Origin of the sequence: Thalassovita taeanensis, from assembly GCF_900110775.1 — a bacterium.
Lineage (GTDB): Bacteria > Pseudomonadota > Alphaproteobacteria > Rhodobacterales > Rhodobacteraceae > Litorimicrobium > Litorimicrobium taeanense.
Window position 1 is genome coordinate 61,668 of record NZ_FOEP01000016.1, and the last position, 17,168, is coordinate 78,835.

General features: G+C 62.7%; 17 protein-coding genes. 13 read left to right on the plus strand and 4 right to left on the minus strand.

What is annotated here, in order from left to right; translation table 11 throughout:
• Window positions 1-16: 16 nt before the first annotated feature.
• The 11 genes from BSF79_RS16900 (at window position 17) to BSF79_RS16950 (ending at window position 12,555) form a co-directional block, all read left to right on the plus strand.
• Window positions 17-856, plus strand: a complete 840-nt coding sequence (locus BSF79_RS16900; RefSeq protein ID WP_090271010.1) for a metallophosphoesterase — start codon at window positions 17-19, stop codon at window positions 854-856.
• A gap of 196 nt (window positions 857-1,052) precedes the next feature.
• Entirely contained in the window at window positions 1,053-1,973 is a 921-nt protein-coding gene (locus BSF79_RS16905; protein WP_090271011.1) for a calcium/sodium antiporter, read from the plus strand.
• 173 nt (window positions 1,974-2,146) lie between these two features.
• A complete protein-coding gene (locus BSF79_RS16910; protein ID WP_090271047.1) occupies window positions 2,147-3,406 on the plus strand; it encodes an imelysin family protein in 1,260 nt (419 codons plus the stop codon).
• Window positions 3,407-3,481: 75 nt separating this feature from the next.
• On the plus strand, window positions 3,482-5,065 hold the full coding sequence (locus BSF79_RS16915; protein WP_090271012.1) for a di-heme oxidoreductase family protein: 1,584 nt from the start codon (window positions 3,482-3,484) through the stop codon (window positions 5,063-5,065).
• A 1-nt stretch (window position 5,066) separates the two neighbouring features.
• Window positions 5,067-6,077, plus strand: coding sequence for an imelysin family protein (locus BSF79_RS16920; protein ID WP_090271013.1), 1,011 nt, complete (start codon window positions 5,067-5,069; stop codon window positions 6,075-6,077).
• A gap of 1 nt (window position 6,078) precedes the next feature.
• Entirely contained in the window at window positions 6,079-7,167 is a 1,089-nt protein-coding gene (locus BSF79_RS16925) for a DUF1513 domain-containing protein (protein ID WP_090271014.1), read from the plus strand.
• A 121-nt stretch (window positions 7,168-7,288) separates the two neighbouring features.
• Window positions 7,289-8,410 carry an extracellular solute-binding protein gene (locus BSF79_RS16930; protein ID WP_090271015.1) on the plus strand — a complete coding sequence of 374 codons (1,122 nt, stop codon included), beginning with the start codon at window positions 7,289-7,291 and terminating at the stop codon, window positions 8,408-8,410.
• A 100-nt stretch (window positions 8,411-8,510) separates the two neighbouring features.
• Window positions 8,511-9,641: an ABC transporter ATP-binding protein gene (locus tag BSF79_RS16935; protein WP_217650095.1), complete on the plus strand. Its 1,131-nt coding sequence runs from the start codon at window positions 8,511-8,513 to the stop codon at window positions 9,639-9,641.
• On the plus strand, window positions 9,638-11,026 hold the full coding sequence (locus BSF79_RS16940) for an ABC transporter permease (RefSeq protein WP_090271016.1): 1,389 nt from the start codon (window positions 9,638-9,640) through the stop codon (window positions 11,024-11,026). Before BSF79_RS16935 ends, BSF79_RS16940 begins: the two co-directional genes overlap by 4 nt.
• A complete protein-coding gene (locus BSF79_RS16945; protein ID WP_090271017.1) occupies window positions 11,023-11,850 on the plus strand; it encodes an ABC transporter permease in 828 nt (275 codons plus the stop codon). The genes BSF79_RS16940 and BSF79_RS16945 overlap by 4 nt, the downstream gene beginning before the upstream one ends.
• Window positions 11,851-11,859: 9 nt before the next feature.
• On the plus strand, window positions 11,860-12,555 hold the full coding sequence (locus BSF79_RS16950; protein WP_090271018.1) for a hypothetical protein: 696 nt from the start codon (window positions 11,860-11,862) through the stop codon (window positions 12,553-12,555).
• On the opposite strand, the gene BSF79_RS16955 is transcribed toward BSF79_RS16950, so the two are convergent.
• Window positions 12,543-13,103, minus strand: a complete 561-nt coding sequence (locus tag BSF79_RS16955) for a tetratricopeptide repeat protein (protein WP_090271019.1) — start codon at window positions 13,101-13,103, stop codon at window positions 12,543-12,545. The genes BSF79_RS16950 and BSF79_RS16955 overlap by 13 nt on opposite strands.
• Before the next feature lie 100 nt (window positions 13,104-13,203).
• On the opposite strand from BSF79_RS16955, the gene BSF79_RS16960 reads away from it, so the two are divergent.
• On the plus strand, window positions 13,204-14,127 hold the full coding sequence (locus BSF79_RS16960) for a PHP domain-containing protein (protein ID WP_090271049.1): 924 nt from the start codon (window positions 13,204-13,206) through the stop codon (window positions 14,125-14,127).
• 12 nt (window positions 14,128-14,139) lie between these two features.
• Here the strand turns inward: BSF79_RS16960 and kdsA are convergent, their stop codons facing one another.
• Window positions 14,140-14,967 carry a 3-deoxy-8-phosphooctulonate synthase gene (kdsA, locus tag BSF79_RS16965; RefSeq protein ID WP_090271020.1) on the minus strand — a complete coding sequence of 276 codons (828 nt, stop codon included), beginning with the start codon at window positions 14,965-14,967 and terminating at the stop codon, window positions 14,140-14,142.
• A gap of 51 nt (window positions 14,968-15,018) precedes the next feature.
• Window positions 15,019-15,990, minus strand: a complete 972-nt coding sequence (locus tag BSF79_RS16970; protein WP_217650096.1) for a KpsF/GutQ family sugar-phosphate isomerase — start codon at window positions 15,988-15,990, stop codon at window positions 15,019-15,021.
• Window positions 15,991-16,001: 11 nt separating this feature from the next.
• Here BSF79_RS16970 and BSF79_RS19575 point away from each other — a divergent pair, with 11 nt between their 5' ends.
• The gene (locus tag BSF79_RS19575; RefSeq protein WP_139246478.1) at window positions 16,002-16,256 is read left to right on the plus strand and encodes a hypothetical protein; all 255 of its coding nucleotides are present in this window, start codon (window positions 16,002-16,004) and stop codon (window positions 16,254-16,256) included.
• Window positions 16,257-16,360: 104 nt separating this feature from the next.
• On the opposite strand, the gene BSF79_RS16975 is transcribed toward BSF79_RS19575, so the two are convergent.
• Window positions 16,361-17,161 carry a ferredoxin--NADP reductase gene (locus BSF79_RS16975; RefSeq protein WP_090271022.1) on the minus strand — a complete coding sequence of 267 codons (801 nt, stop codon included), beginning with the start codon at window positions 17,159-17,161 and terminating at the stop codon, window positions 16,361-16,363.
• Window positions 17,162-17,168: the final 7 nt, after the last annotated feature.

A 17,168-nucleotide genomic window follows, 5' to 3' on the forward strand; every position in this document is an offset into this window, starting at 1 on the left:
CCCAAGCGGAGACACCATGCTGAAAATCATCGTCATGAGCGACGTTCATATCCTGCCCGAAGGGGTCGTGAAGCACGGCCTGGATACGTCGGAACGCTTTGCGATTGCCATTGATGACGCCAACACGTTCCACGATGACGCGGATCTGTGCATCTATGCCGGCGACATCGCCGACGAGGGCGACGCGGCGTCGTATGCCCGGTTCGAGGCGCTGCGCGCGGGCAATCCCATCCCGTCTTTCGTGATGATGGGCAACCATGACAACCGCCCGACCTATCTTGAGACCGCCAGCGACCCGATGGTGGATGACAACGGGTTTGTTCAGGGGATCGCCGATATCAAGGGCTACCGCGTTATCATGCTGGACAGTTCCGAACCCGGCCGCGTTGATGGCGTCTTGTGCAATGATCGCCTTGCGTGGCTTGCGGCGCGGCTGGCCGAGGCGAAAGATCGCGATCTTCCGGTGATCCTTGTGCTGCATCACCCCGCAAACCGCCTGCATATGCCGGTTGATACCTACGGGCTGACGGATGCCGACAAGCTTGCCTCGGTTCTGCTGGAGAGCGGCGCGCGCATCGCGCAGATCGTGGCCGGGCATTGCCACATTCCGACCGCCGGCAGCTGGCACGGAATTCCGGTCGCGACGATTTCGGGAAACCAGCACCGCGTCGGGCTTCATCTGCGTAACATGACCCGGCAACAGCCGTGTTACGAAGGGGCGGCGCAATTTGCGGTGCTTCTGGCCACGACATCAGGCGTGACCGTGCATTTCCACAACTACGTGGACCGCAATGTTCAGCTTCCCGATGCGATGTTCCCGTGGAAGCGCGTGCAGAAATTTGGCCCCGAGGACTGAACATCGTGCAGCGGTCGTTTTCTGTTGGTTGTGTCGCAAATCGCGGGGCTCGTTTTACGGTCATTGGATGGTCCAAGCTTCGCGCCGGAGAGAGCAAAAATTTATTCGATAAATCCGACGCCTGGGGCTGGTTTCCGTATCATCGCAATCCCCATATTCACGTGGGGTGGATCACCCACCTGCGAGGATCGCTGAATTGGATTACTTCTATGTCTTGGCCGGATTGGTCGGTCTGTTCCTTGGCGGCGAGGCGTTGGTGCGCGGCAGCGTCGGAATCGCACGGCGCTTGGCGATTCCACCGCTTTTGATCGGCCTTACGGTGGTGGGGTTCGGGACCTCCACACCAGAGCTTCTGGTGTCGGTCGATGCGGCCTTGCGCGGAGTGCCGGACATCGCTGTTGGCAATATCATCGGATCGAACATCGCCAACGTCCTGCTGATCGTCGGGATCACAAGCCTCGTGTGGCCGATCCGTGTTTCGGGGGCCACGCTTCGCCGGGACACTGCGGTCATGGTTGCGGCGGCGGTTGCATTGGTTCCGATCTTCGCCTTGGGTCAGATCGGACGGGTTTCCGGCGGGTTGCTGGTGGCCTGCCTTGCGGGCTATTTGATCTGGGCCTATCGCCAGCCTGGTGAAGCCGTCACAGACACCCTCGACCTGCCGCCCTCTGCCTCTGTTCTGGTATCCGGGCTGTGGGTGGTCGTGGGGCTTGTGGCGCTGATGTTTGGCGCGCGTTTTCTGGTGGACGGCGCGGTTTCGATCGCGCGGGGGTTCGGCGTTTCCGAGGCATTTATCGGCCTGACAATCGTCGCGGTGGGCACGTCCCTTCCCGAACTGGCGACCTCTGTCATCGCGGCGTTTCGGCGGCAGTCCGAGATTGCCATCGGAAACGTCATCGGGTCGAACATCTTCAACGTGTTGGGCATCCTTGGCGTCACCGCAGTGATTGCCCCGGTTCCCGTGGCCGAGCGGTTCCTTGGCTTCGACCTGCCGATCATGATCGCGGTGTCTGTGGGTCTTGCCGCCCTGCTGCTGACCCGCCCGGTTATCGGGCGATGGACAGGCTTGGCCGTTCTGGTCGGCTATGCCGCATATCTATGGGCGGCACAGGGGTGATAGAAAGGCGGCCTGAGGGTGGGCGTTTTTTTGGGGGGGGCTTCTTTCCTAGTAATTTACTCGGAATACTCGGATTGACATTGTTGAATCATTTTGTCAGGTATGGCGCAATCCAGCCACCCAGGGCGACTCGCCGGGGAAGCCCGGAAACTTGCACATCAGGGATGCCAGATATGATCAGACTTCTATCCACAACAACACTCGCAACACTTTTCGCAACGTCCGCGATGGCGACCGACAAGGCGGCGGTTCTGGATACCTATGCCAATATCGCCGAGGCGAAATACGCCGATAGCCTGACTACCGCGCTTCGTCTGCAGGATGCTGTTGAGGCGCTGATCGCGACCCCGTCGGCCGAAGCGCTTGAGGCGGCGAAATCGGCTTGGCTGGCAGCGCGCGTTCCCTATCAGCAAACTGAAGCCTATCGCTTTGGCAACCCGCTGGTGGATGACTGGGAAGGCAAGGTCAACGCATGGCCGCTGGACGAAGGCCTGATCGACTATGTCGATGCCAGCTATGGCGGGCCGTCCGACGAGAACGCGTTTGCCACGCTGAACGTCATCGCCAACCCCAGCTTCACGCTGTCCGGCACCACTGTTGATGCGACCAAGATCACCCCTGCCCTGCTGGAAGAGACCCTTCAGGAAGCCGACGGGATCGAGGCCAATGTCGCAACCGGATATCACGCGATTGAATTTCTGCTTTGGGGACAGGATCTGAACGGGTTTGCCCATGGCGCCGGAAAACGCAGCTGGACCGATTATGCCAGTGGCGAGGCCTGCACCAACGCGCCGTGTGACCGGCGTGCGGATTATCTGAAGGCGGCGACCGAACTGTTGATCAGCGATCTGGAATGGATCACCGCACAATGGGCCGCCGATGGCGCCGCTCGCACCTATGTGACCGAAGATACCACACGCGGGTTGTCGGCAATCCTGACCGGCATGGGCAGCATGTCCTATGGTGAGCAGGCCGGTCAGCGGATGCGGCTTGGCCTGATGCTGAACGACCCCGAGGAAGAGCATGACTGCTTCTCGGACAACAGCCACAACAGCCACTATTACGACGGACTGGGCATTCAGGCCGCTTATCTTGGCAGCTATGTCCGGGTGGATGGCACAGAGGTCAGCGGGGCATCTGTTTCGGATCTGGTGCAAGCCACCGACCCGGCGCTGGATGCGGAAATGCGCACCAAGCTGACACAGACCATGGTGGCGTTGGGCCAGATCAAGACCGCAGCCGAGGCCGGATTTTCCTATGACCAGATGCTTGAGCGTGGCAATGCTGCGGGCGAGGCGCTGATCATGGCGGGCGTGAATGGCCTGATCGATCAAACCCGGTCCATCGAACGGGTTGTGAGCACGCTCGGGCTGGATCAGATTGAGTTCGAAGGCTCCGACAGCCTTGATAACCCCGGCGCGGTTTTCGAATAACCCCCCCCCCGGACCACGGGCCACGGGCCACGGGGACCCAAACGCAAGATACGACGCACGAGGATTGCCAGCAAGATGCGCAACGCCAGCCCCTCTTTTCTACACACTCTGCCGGGGCGGGCGCGTGCGCTTTGCCCGGCAGCCTTGACATTGACCGTTGCGCTGACCGCTTGTCCGGTCGGGGCAACCTCCGGTTTACCCACGCTTGATGACCCGCACCTGCCCGTGGTGCCGCGCACCGCGTCAGAGGCCGCGCGCATATCCAAGGTCACGGCCCCGACAACGGATTTCACCAAGGCCGAACGGTTTGAAAGCAATCCAGCAGGTGCGGCGACAGTGCGGGTTCACGCCAATGGCGATGCATTTTCGCAACCCTCTGCCAATATCGGTTTCGACGGCGAGCTGACCTTCAAGGTCGGCGACGGGCTGTTTCGCAAAATCTGGGTCTCGTCCCCGTCTTCGACCCGCGCGTCGGATGGTTTGGGGCCGCTTTACAATGCGCGCTCGTGCCAGCGCTGCCACCTGAAAGACGGGCGCGGCCACCCACCCGAGGGCGCAGACGATGGCGCCACCTCGATGTTCCTGCGCATTTCGGTACCGGGGACCGAGGCCGACCGCATCGCCGAAATCGAAGACTATATCGCGACCCGGCCCGACCCGACCTATGGCTTGCAGTTGCAGGAGTTTTCCAACGCCGGGCACAAGGCCGAATACCAGCTTGAAATCACCTATGAGCCGGTCGAGGTCGCGCTATCGGATGGCGAAACCGCCACCCTGCGCAAGCCAACCTATCGTGCCGTCAATCTGGGCTATGGCCCGCTTGATCCCAATGCGATGCTTTCGCCGCGTGTTGCGCCGCAGATGATCGGCCTTGGGTTGTTGGAAGCGATCCCTGCGGCGGATATTCTGGCCGGGGCTGACCCCGACGATCAGGACGGCGACGGTATTTCCGGGCGCCCCAACGTTGTCTGGTCCAAGGAATTTGACCGCCCGATGCTGGGCCGGTTTGGCCTGAAGGCCGGGGCACCAACCATTCGCCATCAATCTGCGGCGGCCTTTTCCGGCGATATCGGGATCTCAAGCCCGCTGTTCCCCGATGCGTGGGGCGAATGCACCGCCGCCGAGCCCGATTGCCGCCGTGCGGCACATGGCGCGGATGGCGGCGAAGCCAATACCGAGATCGACCAGCAGGGGCTGGATCTGGTGACATTCTACAGCCGCAACCTTGCCGTGCCCGCCCGGCGTGACCCCGAGGATCCGACCGTGCTGCACGGCAAGCAGGTGTTCTATGACACCGGCTGCGTCTCGTGCCATACGCCGAAATTCGTGACCCATCGGCTTGAGGGCACTGTCGCCCAAAGCTTTCAGTTGATCTGGCCCTATACCGATTTGTTGCTGCACGACATGGGCGAAGGTCTGGCCGATCACCGCCCCGAGGCGCGCGCGACCGGCACCGAATGGCGCACGCCGCCGCTTTGGGGGATCGGCATGACCGAAACCGTCAGCGGCCACAGCTATTTCCTGCACGATGGCCGTGCCCGCAGCTTGCTTGAGGCAATCCTGTGGCATGGTGGCGAAGCCGAACCGATGCGCGACACCGTCCGCGACATGCCCAAATCCGACCGCGATGCCCTGATCCGATATCTGGAAAGCCTGTAACATGCGCCGTCTTATCCTGCTTTTTCTGCTGATCCTGCCGACATCCCTGCCTGCGCAGGATCATGGCGACCGGATCCGCGACGTGGTCGATCACCACATCCTGCCCGGCTTCGAGGCGCTGGCGGACACAACCGCCGCGCTGGCACAACAGGCCGAGGCCGACTGCACCGCCGCCGACCCGCTGCGACAGGCCTATACCACCGCGTTTGATGCCTGGATGGGGGTCAGCCATCTGCGCTTTGGTCCGACCGAGGTTCAGGACCGGGCGTTCGCTCTGGCGTTCTGGCCCGATCCGCGCGGGGCGACGCCCAAGTCGCTGGGCAACCTGATCCGCGCCGAGGATCAGGCGGTTGCCAGCCCCGACAGCTTTGCCACCGTGTCGATCGCCGCGCGCGGATTTTATGCGCTGGAATTCCTACTGTATGACCCGACCTTTGAGACGATGGGCACGCCAACCTATCGCTGTGCGCTGATCCGGGCCATCAGCCGGGATATCGCCGCAACCTCGGCAGATATCCTGACCGATTGGCGCGACCATTATGCCGGTCTGATGCTGTCGCCCCACCCCGACAGCCTGTACCATGCCCAAGACGAAGTGCTGCGCGAGTTGTTCAAGGCTGTCACCACCGGGTTGCAGGTCACTTCGGAAAATCGGCTGGGGCGCCCGCTTGGGACGTTTGACAAACCACGCCCGAAGCGGGCTGAACTGCGCCGCTCTGGCCGCTCGCTGCACCAAGTGATCCTGTCGCTGACCGCAACGCGGGATATGGCGCTGCGACTGGCCGGGCCGGATACCGCGCTGAACGCCCGCCTGACCGCCACATTCGACGACACGCTGGCCAAGGCCACCGCGCTGGACGATCCGATTTTCGCGGGCGTCTCCGATCCGCTGCTGCGGTTCCGGATCGAAATCCTTCAGCAATCTATTGATCACCTGCGCGAGGTTCTGCTGTCGGACCTCGGACCCACCCTTGGCGTTAGTGCCGGGTTCAATGCAATGGACGGAGACTGACATGGCTACGCGTCGCGGATTCATCGCAGGGCTGATCGCGGCGGGGCTGGTGCCCAAACGGTCATGGGCCGATGCGGGCAGCCCAAGTTATCTGGCCGCAGCGCGGCAGCCGGACGGATTGTTCAGCCTGATCGGGCTGGACAGCTATGGCGCCGAGGCGTTTCGTGTGCCGCTGCCCGGTCGTGGTCACGCCGCCGCGGCCCACCCCACCCGGCCCGAGGCTGTGGCATTTGCCCGCCGCCCCGGCACCTTTGCGCTGGTGATCGACTGCGCGACGGGTCAGCTCAAGGCGCGGCTGGACAGTGCCGAGGGGCATCATTTCTATGGTCACGGCGCGTTTTCGCGTGACGGATCGCTGCTATTCACCTCGGAAAATGCCTATGAGACCGCGACCGGCATGATCGGAATCTGGGATGTAACTGCCGGATATCGCCGCATTGGCGCGTTCAAATCACACGGAATCGGCCCGCATGACATCCGGCTGATGCCGGGCGCGGAGACTTTGGCCGTGGCCAATGGCGGGATCGAAACCCACCCGGATTCGGGGCGAGCCAAGCTGAACCTGCCCACGATGCGCCCCAACCTCAGCTTTCTGTCCTTCACTGGCGAGGTGCTGGATCAGGTCGAACCTGACCCGGCGCTGCACTTGAACTCGATCCGCCATCTGGCGCTGCGCGGGGACGGCACCGTGGGGTTTGCGATGCAATGGCAGGGCGACACCAGCATGGCCCCGCCCCTGCTGGGCCTGCGCCGCCCGGATGGGACAGTTCAGTATCTTCAGGCCCCCGACGCGCCGCACCGCGCTATGGAACGCTATGCCGGGAGCGTGTCGTTCTGCGCGGATGGCACGTTGCTGGGCATCACATCACCGCGCGGTGGGCAGGTGCAGGTATTTCAAGCCGAGACCGGCGACTACGCCGGATCGTATTGGGCCGACGACGTCTGCGGGCTCAGCGATGGTCCTGCCGGGTTCATGACCACGTCGGGCACCGGCGATGTCGATGCGGTTGCCATCACAACCCGCGAATGGCGCGTGCGGCATACCGACGGATTTGACAATCATCTGGTGCGGATCACGCCCACCCTCTAGGCCACCGGCGCCGCCCTCGTTTACCAAACGGTCAGAAAATCGTCACCCAACTGTTACAGCGCCCCTCTATCGCAGCGCAAGCAACATAGCGCCGCGATTGGCGCCACCAAGGGGACATTCTATGAACATCACGCGCCGTACCGCACTGCAACTTTCCACCGCTGCTCTGGCGGCTCCGCTGGTTCTGCGGGCCACTGATGCGCTGGCCTCGTCCGGCTCGGTCAAGGTTCTGGCCTGGCAGGATTACATCCAGCCAAACATCGCCGAGAAATTCGAGGCTGACACCGGCATCAAGCTGGAACTGACAACGTTCGGGTCGAACGACGAAGCGGAATCGACGATCCGCGCCAATGGCGGCAAAGGCTTTGATGTTGTCTTCCCGTCGATCACCAATGCCGCCGGGTATCTGGATGACAACGGCGACAGCTTCTTCGCCGCCGTTCCCGCCGCCGTGCACATGGATGCCGTGATCCCGTCGTTCCTGCGTGACAGCGCCGGTCTGGGCGGTCAGCACAATGGCGAGCAGATCCTGCTGCCGTTCGACTGGGGCACGGAGGGCTTGACCCTGAACCGTGGCGCGCTGAACATTGCGGACAGCGACCTGTCATATGGCGACCTGTTCCGCCCCGAGACCGTCGGCAAGGCCGCCTTCCGCCAGAAGTCGGTGATCATGGGCGTTGGCCTGTATCTGGATGCGACCGGCGACGTGCCGTCGAACCGCATGCTGGACGTATACAAATCCGAAGAAGACGCCCGCCGCGTGTTCACCGCTGTCGCGCAGTGGATCGTTGCGCATAAGGAAAACTTCGGTGCCTTCTGGAACAACGCGACCGAGGCCACTGCAGCCTTCAAGGACGCGGGCTGCATCATCGGTCAGACCTGGGACACCACCGGCCTGCTGCTGAACCGCGAAAACGCCGATTTCGTTTACCGCGCGCCGAAAGAGGGCATCATCACCTGGCTCGACAGCTTCGGGATGCTGAAACAGGCTGCCAACCCCGATCAGGCGGTCGCCTTCATGAACTTCATGCTTCAGCCAGAAGTCGGCGGCATGTTCGCCAACAACACCGGCTATAACTCGGCCGTGGCCGGGGCCGCTGATTTCGCCAGCGACGAGTTCAAGGCACAGTTCAACGAAGTCTACACCACCGAAGTTCTGGGCAACATGTGGTGGTGGCAGGCCGACACGCCGTTCTTTGCGCCCGTGCGCAACGAAGTGGTCGAACTGATCACCAACGCCTGATTTTCTCCGCGCCGCCCCTAATCTGGTGGCGCGGAACATTCGATTTTCGGGGGCGGTCCGGCCACGGGCGGCCCCCGGTTCTCTTGACTGACGGGGGCAGATGATGCGCGGCATGGATGTAGTTCTGGACCAGATGCAGGTCACCTATCCGAACGGGTTTACCGCGGTTCACCCAACCGACCTGACCATTCGCGCGGGCGAGTTCTTTTCGATCCTCGGGCCGTCGGGCTGTGGCAAGACCACGATCCTGCGCGCGGTGTCGGGCTTTGTCGACCCCAGCGCCGGGCGGATCCTGATCGGTGGGCAGGACCAGATGGGCACGACCCCGAACCAGCGCCCCACCGCCTTGATTTTTCAAAACCTCGCGCTGTTTCCGCTAATGAGCGTGCGCGAAAACGTCGCCTTCGGCCTTGAGGCACGCGGCATCGGCAAGGCGCAGCGCACTGCCCGTGCCGAGGAATTGCTGGCCATGGTGGCGCTGGCCGATCAGGCCGACAAGAAACCCACCGAGCTTTCCGGCGGGCAGCGTCAACGCGTGGCTATCGCCCGCGCCTTGGCGGTCGAGCCCTCGGTTTTGCTGCTGGATGAACCGCTGTCGGCGCTGGACCTGAAGCTGCGCCAGCACATGCGCGCCGAGCTGCGCGCGATCCAGCAACAGACGGGCGTGACCTTCATCTATATCACTCATGACCAATCCGAGGCGCTGACGATGTCGGACCGGATTGCCGTGATGAACGCGGGCCGGATCGAACAGGTAGGCACCGGCGACGAGGTATATTCCGCCCCTGCCACCGCCTTTGCCGCGTCGTTCGTCGGCGAGGTCAACCGCTTTGCCGGGACCGTGGCCGCGCTGGAGGGCGACATGGCCTATGTCGACACGGCGCTTGGCCGGTTTCTGGGCCGCAACCCGACCGGGATGAAACCCGGCGATGCGGCGATCCTGTTTGTGCGCCCTGAAAACGTCGGCTTTCAACGCCCCGACCCCAGCGCCCGCTTTGGCAACGAATTGTCGGCACGGCTGGAGCGGCGCGATCTGGAAGGTGCGTTCATCAATTTCCAACTGCGCACGGATACGGCGGGGCATTCGGTGGCGATGCATCTGATCAACTCGGGCCAGACAGGGATCGGCGCGGGCGAAGCCACGCAGATCGGCTTTGCCTGCGAAAACGCGCTTGTGCTGCCCGAAGGGCCGCTGGCCGCAACCGGGCGTGAAGAGTTGGGGGCCGCATGAAGGACCTGCTGCGCAGCTATGGCCGGGCGCTGACGGCGATCTTTGTTCTGGCGGTTCTGGGCTGGGCCTTGCTGCTGATCCTGCTGCCGCAGTTTGCCATGCTGGAACGCGCGATGACCGCGCCGAAACGCTCGCTCGACAGTTCGATCGCAGTGGCGCTGAAGGCCGATGCGATGACCTGTATTTCGGTGCTGAAGACATATCAGACGCCCGATGCCCCCGCTGCCAATGGCGGCATGGCGATTCCCAGCCCCTTTGGTATGGCCAGCCCCAGCCCGCAAAGCATGGGCGTGCCGTCGATCGGCGGCGGGCGCCCCGCCGGGGCGCGGCCCTATGTCCTGCAATGTGACCGCGCCACCACCCACCGGCCTTTGGTGCGCGAACGCGGCGAACCGGCGTTTCTGGATACCACCTATGACCTGCCGCTGATCCGGGTCGAAAACACAGGCCCCATCGCCGAGCAGATCACCACGGCCCGGCAGATTGCCGATCTGGCCGAGACCCTGCGCGGCGATCTTCTGGCGCGGGAGGCGCGTACAACCAAGCTGACCCTGTCGAATTTCGAGGCGCTCGTGTCGCCCACACTGATCCCGTTCGAGGGCGCACAGCGCGCGGCGGATGACGCCAGCCTTGTCAAAAAGCTCTACCGCGTGGTCGGATTGCGCTTTGAGGTGGATGGGCAGATTTACGAGCGTATCGGCCTGATCATTCTGGCGCGCACGCTGTTTTTCGCCGTCCTTGCCACGGCACTCGCGCTGCTGATCTGTTACCCGGTCGCGTACAAGGCCGCGCTGGCCACCTCGCCCGAGCGCGCGATCTGGCTGATGCTGGGGCTGATCGTACCCTATGCAATTGTCGAACTGATGCGGGTCTATGCCTGGACCACGATCGTCGACAACCGCGGCCTGATTAACAGCCTGCTGCTGTGGGCGGGCGCAATCAGCGAACCGGTGCAGTTCACCCGGATGCCGGGCACGGTGTTTGTCGTCATCGCCTATACCTATGTACTGTTCATGGTGTTTCCGATCCTGAACGTGATGTCGACGCTGGACCGCAATCAGATCGAGGCCGCCAAGGATCTGGGCGCCTCAACCTGGAAAGTGCACCGCCGGGTGATCATCCCGCACGCCAAACCCGGCATCGCCGTCGGCTGTATCGCCACCTTCATGCTGGCCGCCGGCGCCTTTTCGGTGCCGCGCATCATCAGCCGCGGATTGCAGGCGGAATGGTTCAGTCAGACGATCTATAACAAGTTCTTCGAATCCGAGAACTCGAATATCGGGGCGGCCTATTCCTTCGGCTACACTCTGGTGTGTTTCATCATCGTGGGGCTGTTCATGTGGATCATGCGCACCCGCCTGAAAGATTTTGCGAGGGTACAATGAGCTCTGCCCGCCTGCTGAACCTCTATATGGCGCTGTTTTTGTGCTTCATGTTCACGCCGCTGCTGCTGATGGTGGTGACCTCGTTCAACGATACTTCGCCGCCGTCGGTGACCGAGTGGCACGGGCTGACCGGCAAGTGGTATTCGTTCTTCTGGATGCCCGAGGACGCGCTGCGCGCCGATCCGGTGCTGCGGGCGCTGGACCGCGACCGGTTCATCGGTTGCTTTGGCAATTCGCTGCGGGTGTCGGCCGTGGTGGTGCCACTGTCGCTGCTGCTTGGGCTAGCGGGCGCGGTGATGCTGACGCGCTGGCAAAGCCGTGCCAGCGGGCTGTTGTGGTGGGTGCTGCTGTCACCGATGCTGGCACCAGGCATTGTTCTGGGCCTGTCGGCGCTAGTGTTCTGGGCGCGGCTGGGGGTGAATGCCGGACTGTTCACCATCATGATGGCGCAGCTGACATTCGTTGCGGGCTATCCGATGCTGATCCTGATGGCGCGGCTGCAACGCCAGCCGGTCGAGCTGGAAGAGGCTGCGACCGATCTGGGGGCCTCGCCGCTGCGGGTGTTCTTCCGCATCACCCTGCCGTTTCTGGCCCCGGCGCTGATTTCCGCCGCCGTGATCGCCTTTCTCGCCTCGATGGAAAACTACAACACCACGATGTTCGCCAAGGGCGGCGCCTGTACCTTCGCCACTGAAATCGGGGCGATGGCGCGCAATCCCAATGGCCACCCGCCGGTGATCAACGCGGTGGGCACGGTGATCATCCTGCTGACCGTGGGGTTTGCGGTCACACATGCGCTTCTGCAACGACGCGAAAAGGCGTAAGACACGGGCATGAAGATCATTGCCCGTTGTCATCCCTTGCTGGATCCGCTGCTGCCGCGCCCGCTGCCTGCCCGTCAGGCGCTGCCCGACTGGTTGCGCACGATGCCGTCGGAGGTCGAGGCCGAAAGCCTTGGTGGCGCGCCGGTCAGAACCCTGAAACATTGCCCCCCGTTCATTGATGCGCTGGCGTTGGGGGTGATGATCCCGCTGGCCACCGATCTGCATATCGCCGACGGGCAGGTCAGCTGGGACTGGGATCCGCCCAATATCCCCGACGCGCCGATCACCCGCGCGCCCATCGGGCTGCATGTGCCCGAACAAGCCACCGGCGCGCCCTTTCGACTAAGCGGGCACATGGTGCTGAAATTCACAAATTTCTGGACACTTGAGGCGCCTGAGGGCTGGGATCTGCTGTTCACCCATCCGCTGAACCGTGCCGATCTGCCGTTCCAGACCCTGTCAGGCGTGGTCAGCGCCGACCGCTTTGCCTTGGGATATGTGCATTTCCCCGCGCTGTGGACCGACCCGGATTTCAGCGGCACCCTGCCCGCGGGCACGCCCGTGGCTCAGGTGATCGCCGTGCCGCGCGCCGCCCCCGAGCTTGAGGTCACAACCATGACCCCGCCTGACGTGGACACCAGCCGCGACATACAGGAAGCGCTGCAACGCACCCCCGGACTTTACCGCAAAACCTATCGCGCCTGAAGCGTCGGAAATCGCAGGGGCACCTGCCCCTTGGCGGTGCGTGTCAGCGCCTTGATCGCCTCGGGCCGGATCGCCGGGTCGGCCAACAGCGCGGCGCGCAGGTTAGTGACATCCTCGCCCAGTTCGGCCGCGATGCGATAGGCGGCCAGCCGGGTTTCCATATCCTCGGGCAGATGCCCCAGCGCGCCGCGCGCGCGCGCCCAGTCGCTCAGCCGCAACCGCAGCCGCAGCAGATTGCGCCAAGCCTCGGCATCGCTGGGGTCAAGCAGCGCCGCTTTGGCAAACGCCGCCTCGGCCCCCGGCAGATCGCGTGCGTCGATCAGACCGCGCCCCAGTTCGAACCACGCCACGGCATAGCGCGGATCGGCCCGGACCGCGCGCTTCAGCCAGAACAGCCCTGCCCCGCCCTGCGCCTCAATCACCTTGGCCAGATTGTAAAACACCTGAGCGGGCGCATTTTTATGCCCCGCCGCCCGCCGCAACAGCTTTTCCGCCGCAGGCCAGTTTTCAGCGGCCAGCAGCCGGGGAAGAGAAGACAGATCAACCATATCGCCCTTTTCTGCGCCACAGATGACAGTTCTGCAACGCCTGTCATGCCTTTGTCAGAAATCCCTGCGACAAGGCGGAAAAATCGACTGGATCCCACACATGACTGATTACTTCTCGGCCCCCGGCCAGTTCTATCGCGGCAACCTGCATACCCATTCCAACCTGTCCGACGGCGCGCTTGACCCAATCGAAGTCTGCCGCCGCTACAAGGCCGAAGGCTATGACTTCATTGCGCTGACCGACCACTTTGTCGGGCTCTATGGCTATCCTATTGCCGACACCCTACCGTTCCGGGATGCAGATTTCACCACCATTCTGGGGGCTGAGATTCATTCCGGCGCGATGCAGAACGGCGAGCTGTGGCATATGGTGGCCGTTGGCCTGCCCGCCGATTTCACCCCGCCCAACGCCCCGCATTTCCGCCCGGTCGAGGGCATGGAAACGGGCCCCGAGATCGCCGCCCGCGCCCGTGCCGCTGGCGCATATGTCGTGGTCGCGCATCCGCAATGGTCCGGCCTGACACTGGACGACGCCCGCAGCATCGAAGCCGCCCACGCGGTCGAGGTTTATAACCACGGCTGCGCCATGGGCTGTGACCGCCCCGACGGGTTTCACACGCTGGACCTGCTGCTGTCCGAGGGGCGCCAGTTGAACCTGATCGCCACCGACGACGCACATTTCACGGAACCCGATCACTTTGGCGGCTGGGTCATGGTCAAGGCGCCCGAAAACACCCCCGAGGCGCTGCTGAGCGCGCTCAAAGAGGGCGCGTTTTATTCCTCGCAGGGGCCGGAAATCCGCGATGTCTATATTCAGGGCAAATCGATTGTCGTGGATTGCACCGCCGCGTCGGCGGTGATCGTGCAGGGCCATGGGTCAGCCGCGCAGGCGGTGCACGGCCAAGCCATGACACAAGCCGAGATACACTTGGGCCGGTTTGCGAACTCGCCCTGGATCCGTGTCACGATCATGGACCGGGCGGGCAAGCGCGCGTGGTCAAACCCGATCTGGCTTGACCACTAAACCCAAGCAGCCTCAGATTCCTTTGGCCAGCGCGTCAAACGCCCGCAGGGTTTTGATCAGCGCGCCCATCTGATCCACCGGGATCATGTTGGGGCCGTCGCTGGGCGCGCTATCCGGGTCCTGGTGCGTTTCAATGAACAGCGCCGAGACGCCAACCGCGCAGGCGGCGCGCGCCAGCACCGGTGCGAATTCGCGCTGACCCCCGCTGGTGGTGCCCTGCCCGCCGGGCTGCTGCACCGAGTGGGTTGCGTCAAAAACCACCGGATATCCAGTGCGCGCCATGATCGGCAGCCCGCGGAAATCCGTCACCAGCGTGTTATACCCGAACGAGGTGCCCCGGTCGCACAGCATGATCCTGTCATTCCCGGTCGAGGCCACTTTTTCCGCCACATTGCCCATATCCCAAGGCGCCAAAAACTGCCCCTTCTTGATATTGATCGCGCAACCGGTCTTGCCCGCAGCCAACAAAAGATCGGTCTGTCGGCACAGAAAAGCCGGGATCTGGATCACATCTACCACCTCGCCCGCCGGGGCGCATTGGGCGGCATCATGCACGTCCGTCAGGATCGGACAGCCGAATTCATCGCGGATTTTGGACAGGATCGTCAGCCCTTCGTCCATCCCCAACCCGCGCTGGGTGGTGATCGAAGACCGGTTCGCCTTGTCATAGCTGGCCTTGAAAATGAACCGCGTGCCGGTCGGCGCACAGGCCTCGGCGATCTTTTCGGCCATCATGCGGGCATGATCCAAGCTTTCAAGCTGGCACGGCCCGGTAATCAGGGAAATCGGGTTTTGTCCGCCAATGGCGATGTCGCCCACAGTTACGATTTTCTGCTCCATGACGTCTTCCTCAGGGTTGGGTCCGGGGCGCACGGCCACGGGGAACGGGTTTCAGGCGACCCCTGCGCGCAGCAGGTCGTGGATATGCAGCACACCGATCGGGGCGCCCTGCGCATCGACCACAAACAGCGCCGAAATCTTGCGCTCGTTCATCAGGGCCAGCGCCTGAGCTGCGAGAATATCAGGTTGCACCGTGACCGGGGCCAACGTCGCCACCTGCCCGGCGTCGCGCGCCATCAGGTCAGCCATATTGCGGCGCAAATCGCCGTCCGAGATCACCCCGGCCAGCGCCCCATCGCGCACTACCCCCGCGATGCCGAACCCTTTCGAGGTCATCTCCAGCAGGGTCTCGCTCATTGAACTGTCGAACGCGACCAGCGGCAGATCATCCTGCGCATGCATCAATTGCTGCACTGTCGCCAACTGCGCGCCAAGCTTGCCGCCCGGATGAAACACCCGAAAATTCTCGGGCTGAAAATTGCGGACCTTCATCAGCGCCACCGCGAGCGCATCCCCCAGCGCCAGCGCCAGCGTGGTCGAGGTGGTCGGCGCCATCCCCATCGGGCAGGCCTCGGGGGCATCAGGCAGCAACAGCCGCAGATCGGCCGCCCGCATCAGGGTACTGTCGGCGCGGCTGGAAATCGCCACCAAGGGAATCGAAAACCGTTTTGCGTGGGCCAGAACATCGCTCAACTCGCGGGTTTCGCCCGAGTTCGAGATCAGGATGCAGATATCGGCCTGGGTGATCATGCCCATATCGCCGTGGCTGGCCTCAGACGCATGAACGAAATACGATGGCGTCCCGGTCGAGGCCAGCGTGGCAGAAATTTTGCGCCCGATATGGCCGGATTTCCCGATCCCCGAGACGATCACCCGCCCTTTGCAGTCCAGGATCTTCTGCACGACCGCCTCAAAATCAGCAGGCAGATGCGCCGCCAGAAGATGAAGCGCCTCGGCCTCGATCAGAAGAACCTCGCGGCCGGTTTCAGCGATGACAGAGCGGTTCTGAAGCGTGTGTTCCATGGGCCGATCCAATGTCATATGTCCTGCACGCGTTCAACATCTATCGCAACCTGCGCGACCAGCCGCCGAAAATCAAGCAAGCCCCAGAACCCGCGGCAAGCCCGATCGAAGCAGAAACGAAAAGTCGCCGCGACTTTCATCGCGGCGCCCAGCCTATTGCAGCCCAAGTTTTAAACCGATGCGGGCTGTCATATTTTCGACGCGGGCACAGTTATGCCAAGCCAGTTTTGAACGTCAAACATATTGATATAAAATCAATTCCTTGAAGATAGCCCAAAAACATAGAGGTCAAAATGAACGGCAGCTTTCGCCAAGAGTACAGGTATAGTTTTCCGCCACACTCCGCTTAGGCAAGCCCCGGCCCGAAAATTCAGTCGAGAAAAGCCTTTTCCACCACAAATTGCGCCGGCGTCGAATTCGCGCCTTCTTCAAGCCCTGCCGCCTCGCAAAGCGCCATGATGTCCTTGTTCAGGGCGAGATTGCCGCAGACCATCACGCGGTCCTCTTCCGGGGACCACCGATGCAGGCCCAGCGTATTGAACACCTGACCCGAGCGGATGTGATCGCTGATGCGCCCCTCGTGGGCAGAGGATTCGCGCGTAGTTGTTGGGTAGTAGAGCAGCTTGTCTGCCACCAGCTCTCCGATTAGGGGATCGTCTGGCAGGGCAGCGACAATTTCGGCACCATAGGCGAGTTCCGCGGCCGTGCGGCAGGTATGGGCCAGAATGACCTGATCGTAGTGTTCCCACGTTTCGGGATCACGCAGGAGCGAGGCAAAGGGCGCCACACCCGTACCGGTGCAGATCAGCCAGAGCCGTTTGCCGGGCAGCAAGGCATCATGCACCAGCGTGCCCACCGGTTTCGGGCGCAGCATGATCTTGTCCCCTGCGACGATCTTTTGCAACCGCGAGGTCAGCGGGCCGTCGGGCACCTTGATCGAGTAGAATTCGAGTTCGTCATCCCAAGAGGGCGAGGCGATGGAATAGGCGCGCAGCAAAGGCTTACCGTCGTCCTTGAGCAACCCGATCATCACGAATTCACCCGAGCGGAAGCGCAAGGAAGCAGGCCGCGTGACGCGGAAGGAAAACAAGGTGTCCGACCAGTGCCGGACCGAAGTGACAGTCTGCGCGTCCGGAAGGGCCTTGGCGGCGGGTTTAATCTGAACATTCATGCGGGAA

What these genes read in the sequence shown, in the direction of transcription:
- BSF79_RS19575 (WP_139246478.1), top strand. Translation starts at nt 16,002, where the DNA reads ATGTCATATGTCCTGCACGCGTTCAACATCTATCGCAACCTGCGCGAC.
- BSF79_RS16915 (WP_090271012.1), top strand. Translation starts at nt 3,482, where the DNA reads ATGCGCAACGCCAGCCCCTCTTTTCTACACACTCTGCCGGGGCGGGCG.
- kdsA (WP_090271020.1), bottom strand. Translation starts at nt 14,967, where the DNA reads ATGGAGCAGAAAATCGTAACTGTGGGCGACATCGCCATTGGCGGACAA.
- BSF79_RS16955 (WP_090271019.1), bottom strand. Translation starts at nt 13,103, where the DNA reads ATGGTTGATCTGTCTTCTCTTCCCCGGCTGCTGGCCGCTGAAAACTGG.
- BSF79_RS16945 (WP_090271017.1), top strand. Translation starts at nt 11,023, where the DNA reads ATGAGCTCTGCCCGCCTGCTGAACCTCTATATGGCGCTGTTTTTGTGC.
- BSF79_RS16970 (WP_217650096.1), bottom strand. Translation starts at nt 15,990, where the DNA reads ATGGAACACACGCTTCAGAACCGCTCTGTCATCGCTGAAACCGGCCGC.
- BSF79_RS16960 (WP_090271049.1), top strand. Translation starts at nt 13,204, where the DNA reads ATGACTGATTACTTCTCGGCCCCCGGCCAGTTCTATCGCGGCAACCTG.
- BSF79_RS16935 (WP_217650095.1), top strand. Translation starts at nt 8,511, where the DNA reads ATGATGCGCGGCATGGATGTAGTTCTGGACCAGATGCAGGTCACCTAT.
- BSF79_RS16920 (WP_090271013.1), top strand. Translation starts at nt 5,067, where the DNA reads ATGCGCCGTCTTATCCTGCTTTTTCTGCTGATCCTGCCGACATCCCTG.
- BSF79_RS16910 (WP_090271047.1), top strand. Translation starts at nt 2,147, where the DNA reads ATGATCAGACTTCTATCCACAACAACACTCGCAACACTTTTCGCAACG.
- BSF79_RS16950 (WP_090271018.1), top strand. Translation starts at nt 11,860, where the DNA reads ATGAAGATCATTGCCCGTTGTCATCCCTTGCTGGATCCGCTGCTGCCG.
- BSF79_RS16930 (WP_090271015.1), top strand. Translation starts at nt 7,289, where the DNA reads ATGAACATCACGCGCCGTACCGCACTGCAACTTTCCACCGCTGCTCTG.
- BSF79_RS16975 (WP_090271022.1), bottom strand. Translation starts at nt 17,161, where the DNA reads ATGAATGTTCAGATTAAACCCGCCGCCAAGGCCCTTCCGGACGCGCAG.
- BSF79_RS16925 (WP_090271014.1), top strand. Translation starts at nt 6,079, where the DNA reads ATGGCTACGCGTCGCGGATTCATCGCAGGGCTGATCGCGGCGGGGCTG.
- BSF79_RS16940 (WP_090271016.1), top strand. Translation starts at nt 9,638, where the DNA reads ATGAAGGACCTGCTGCGCAGCTATGGCCGGGCGCTGACGGCGATCTTT.
- BSF79_RS16900 (WP_090271010.1), top strand. Translation starts at nt 17, where the DNA reads ATGCTGAAAATCATCGTCATGAGCGACGTTCATATCCTGCCCGAAGGG.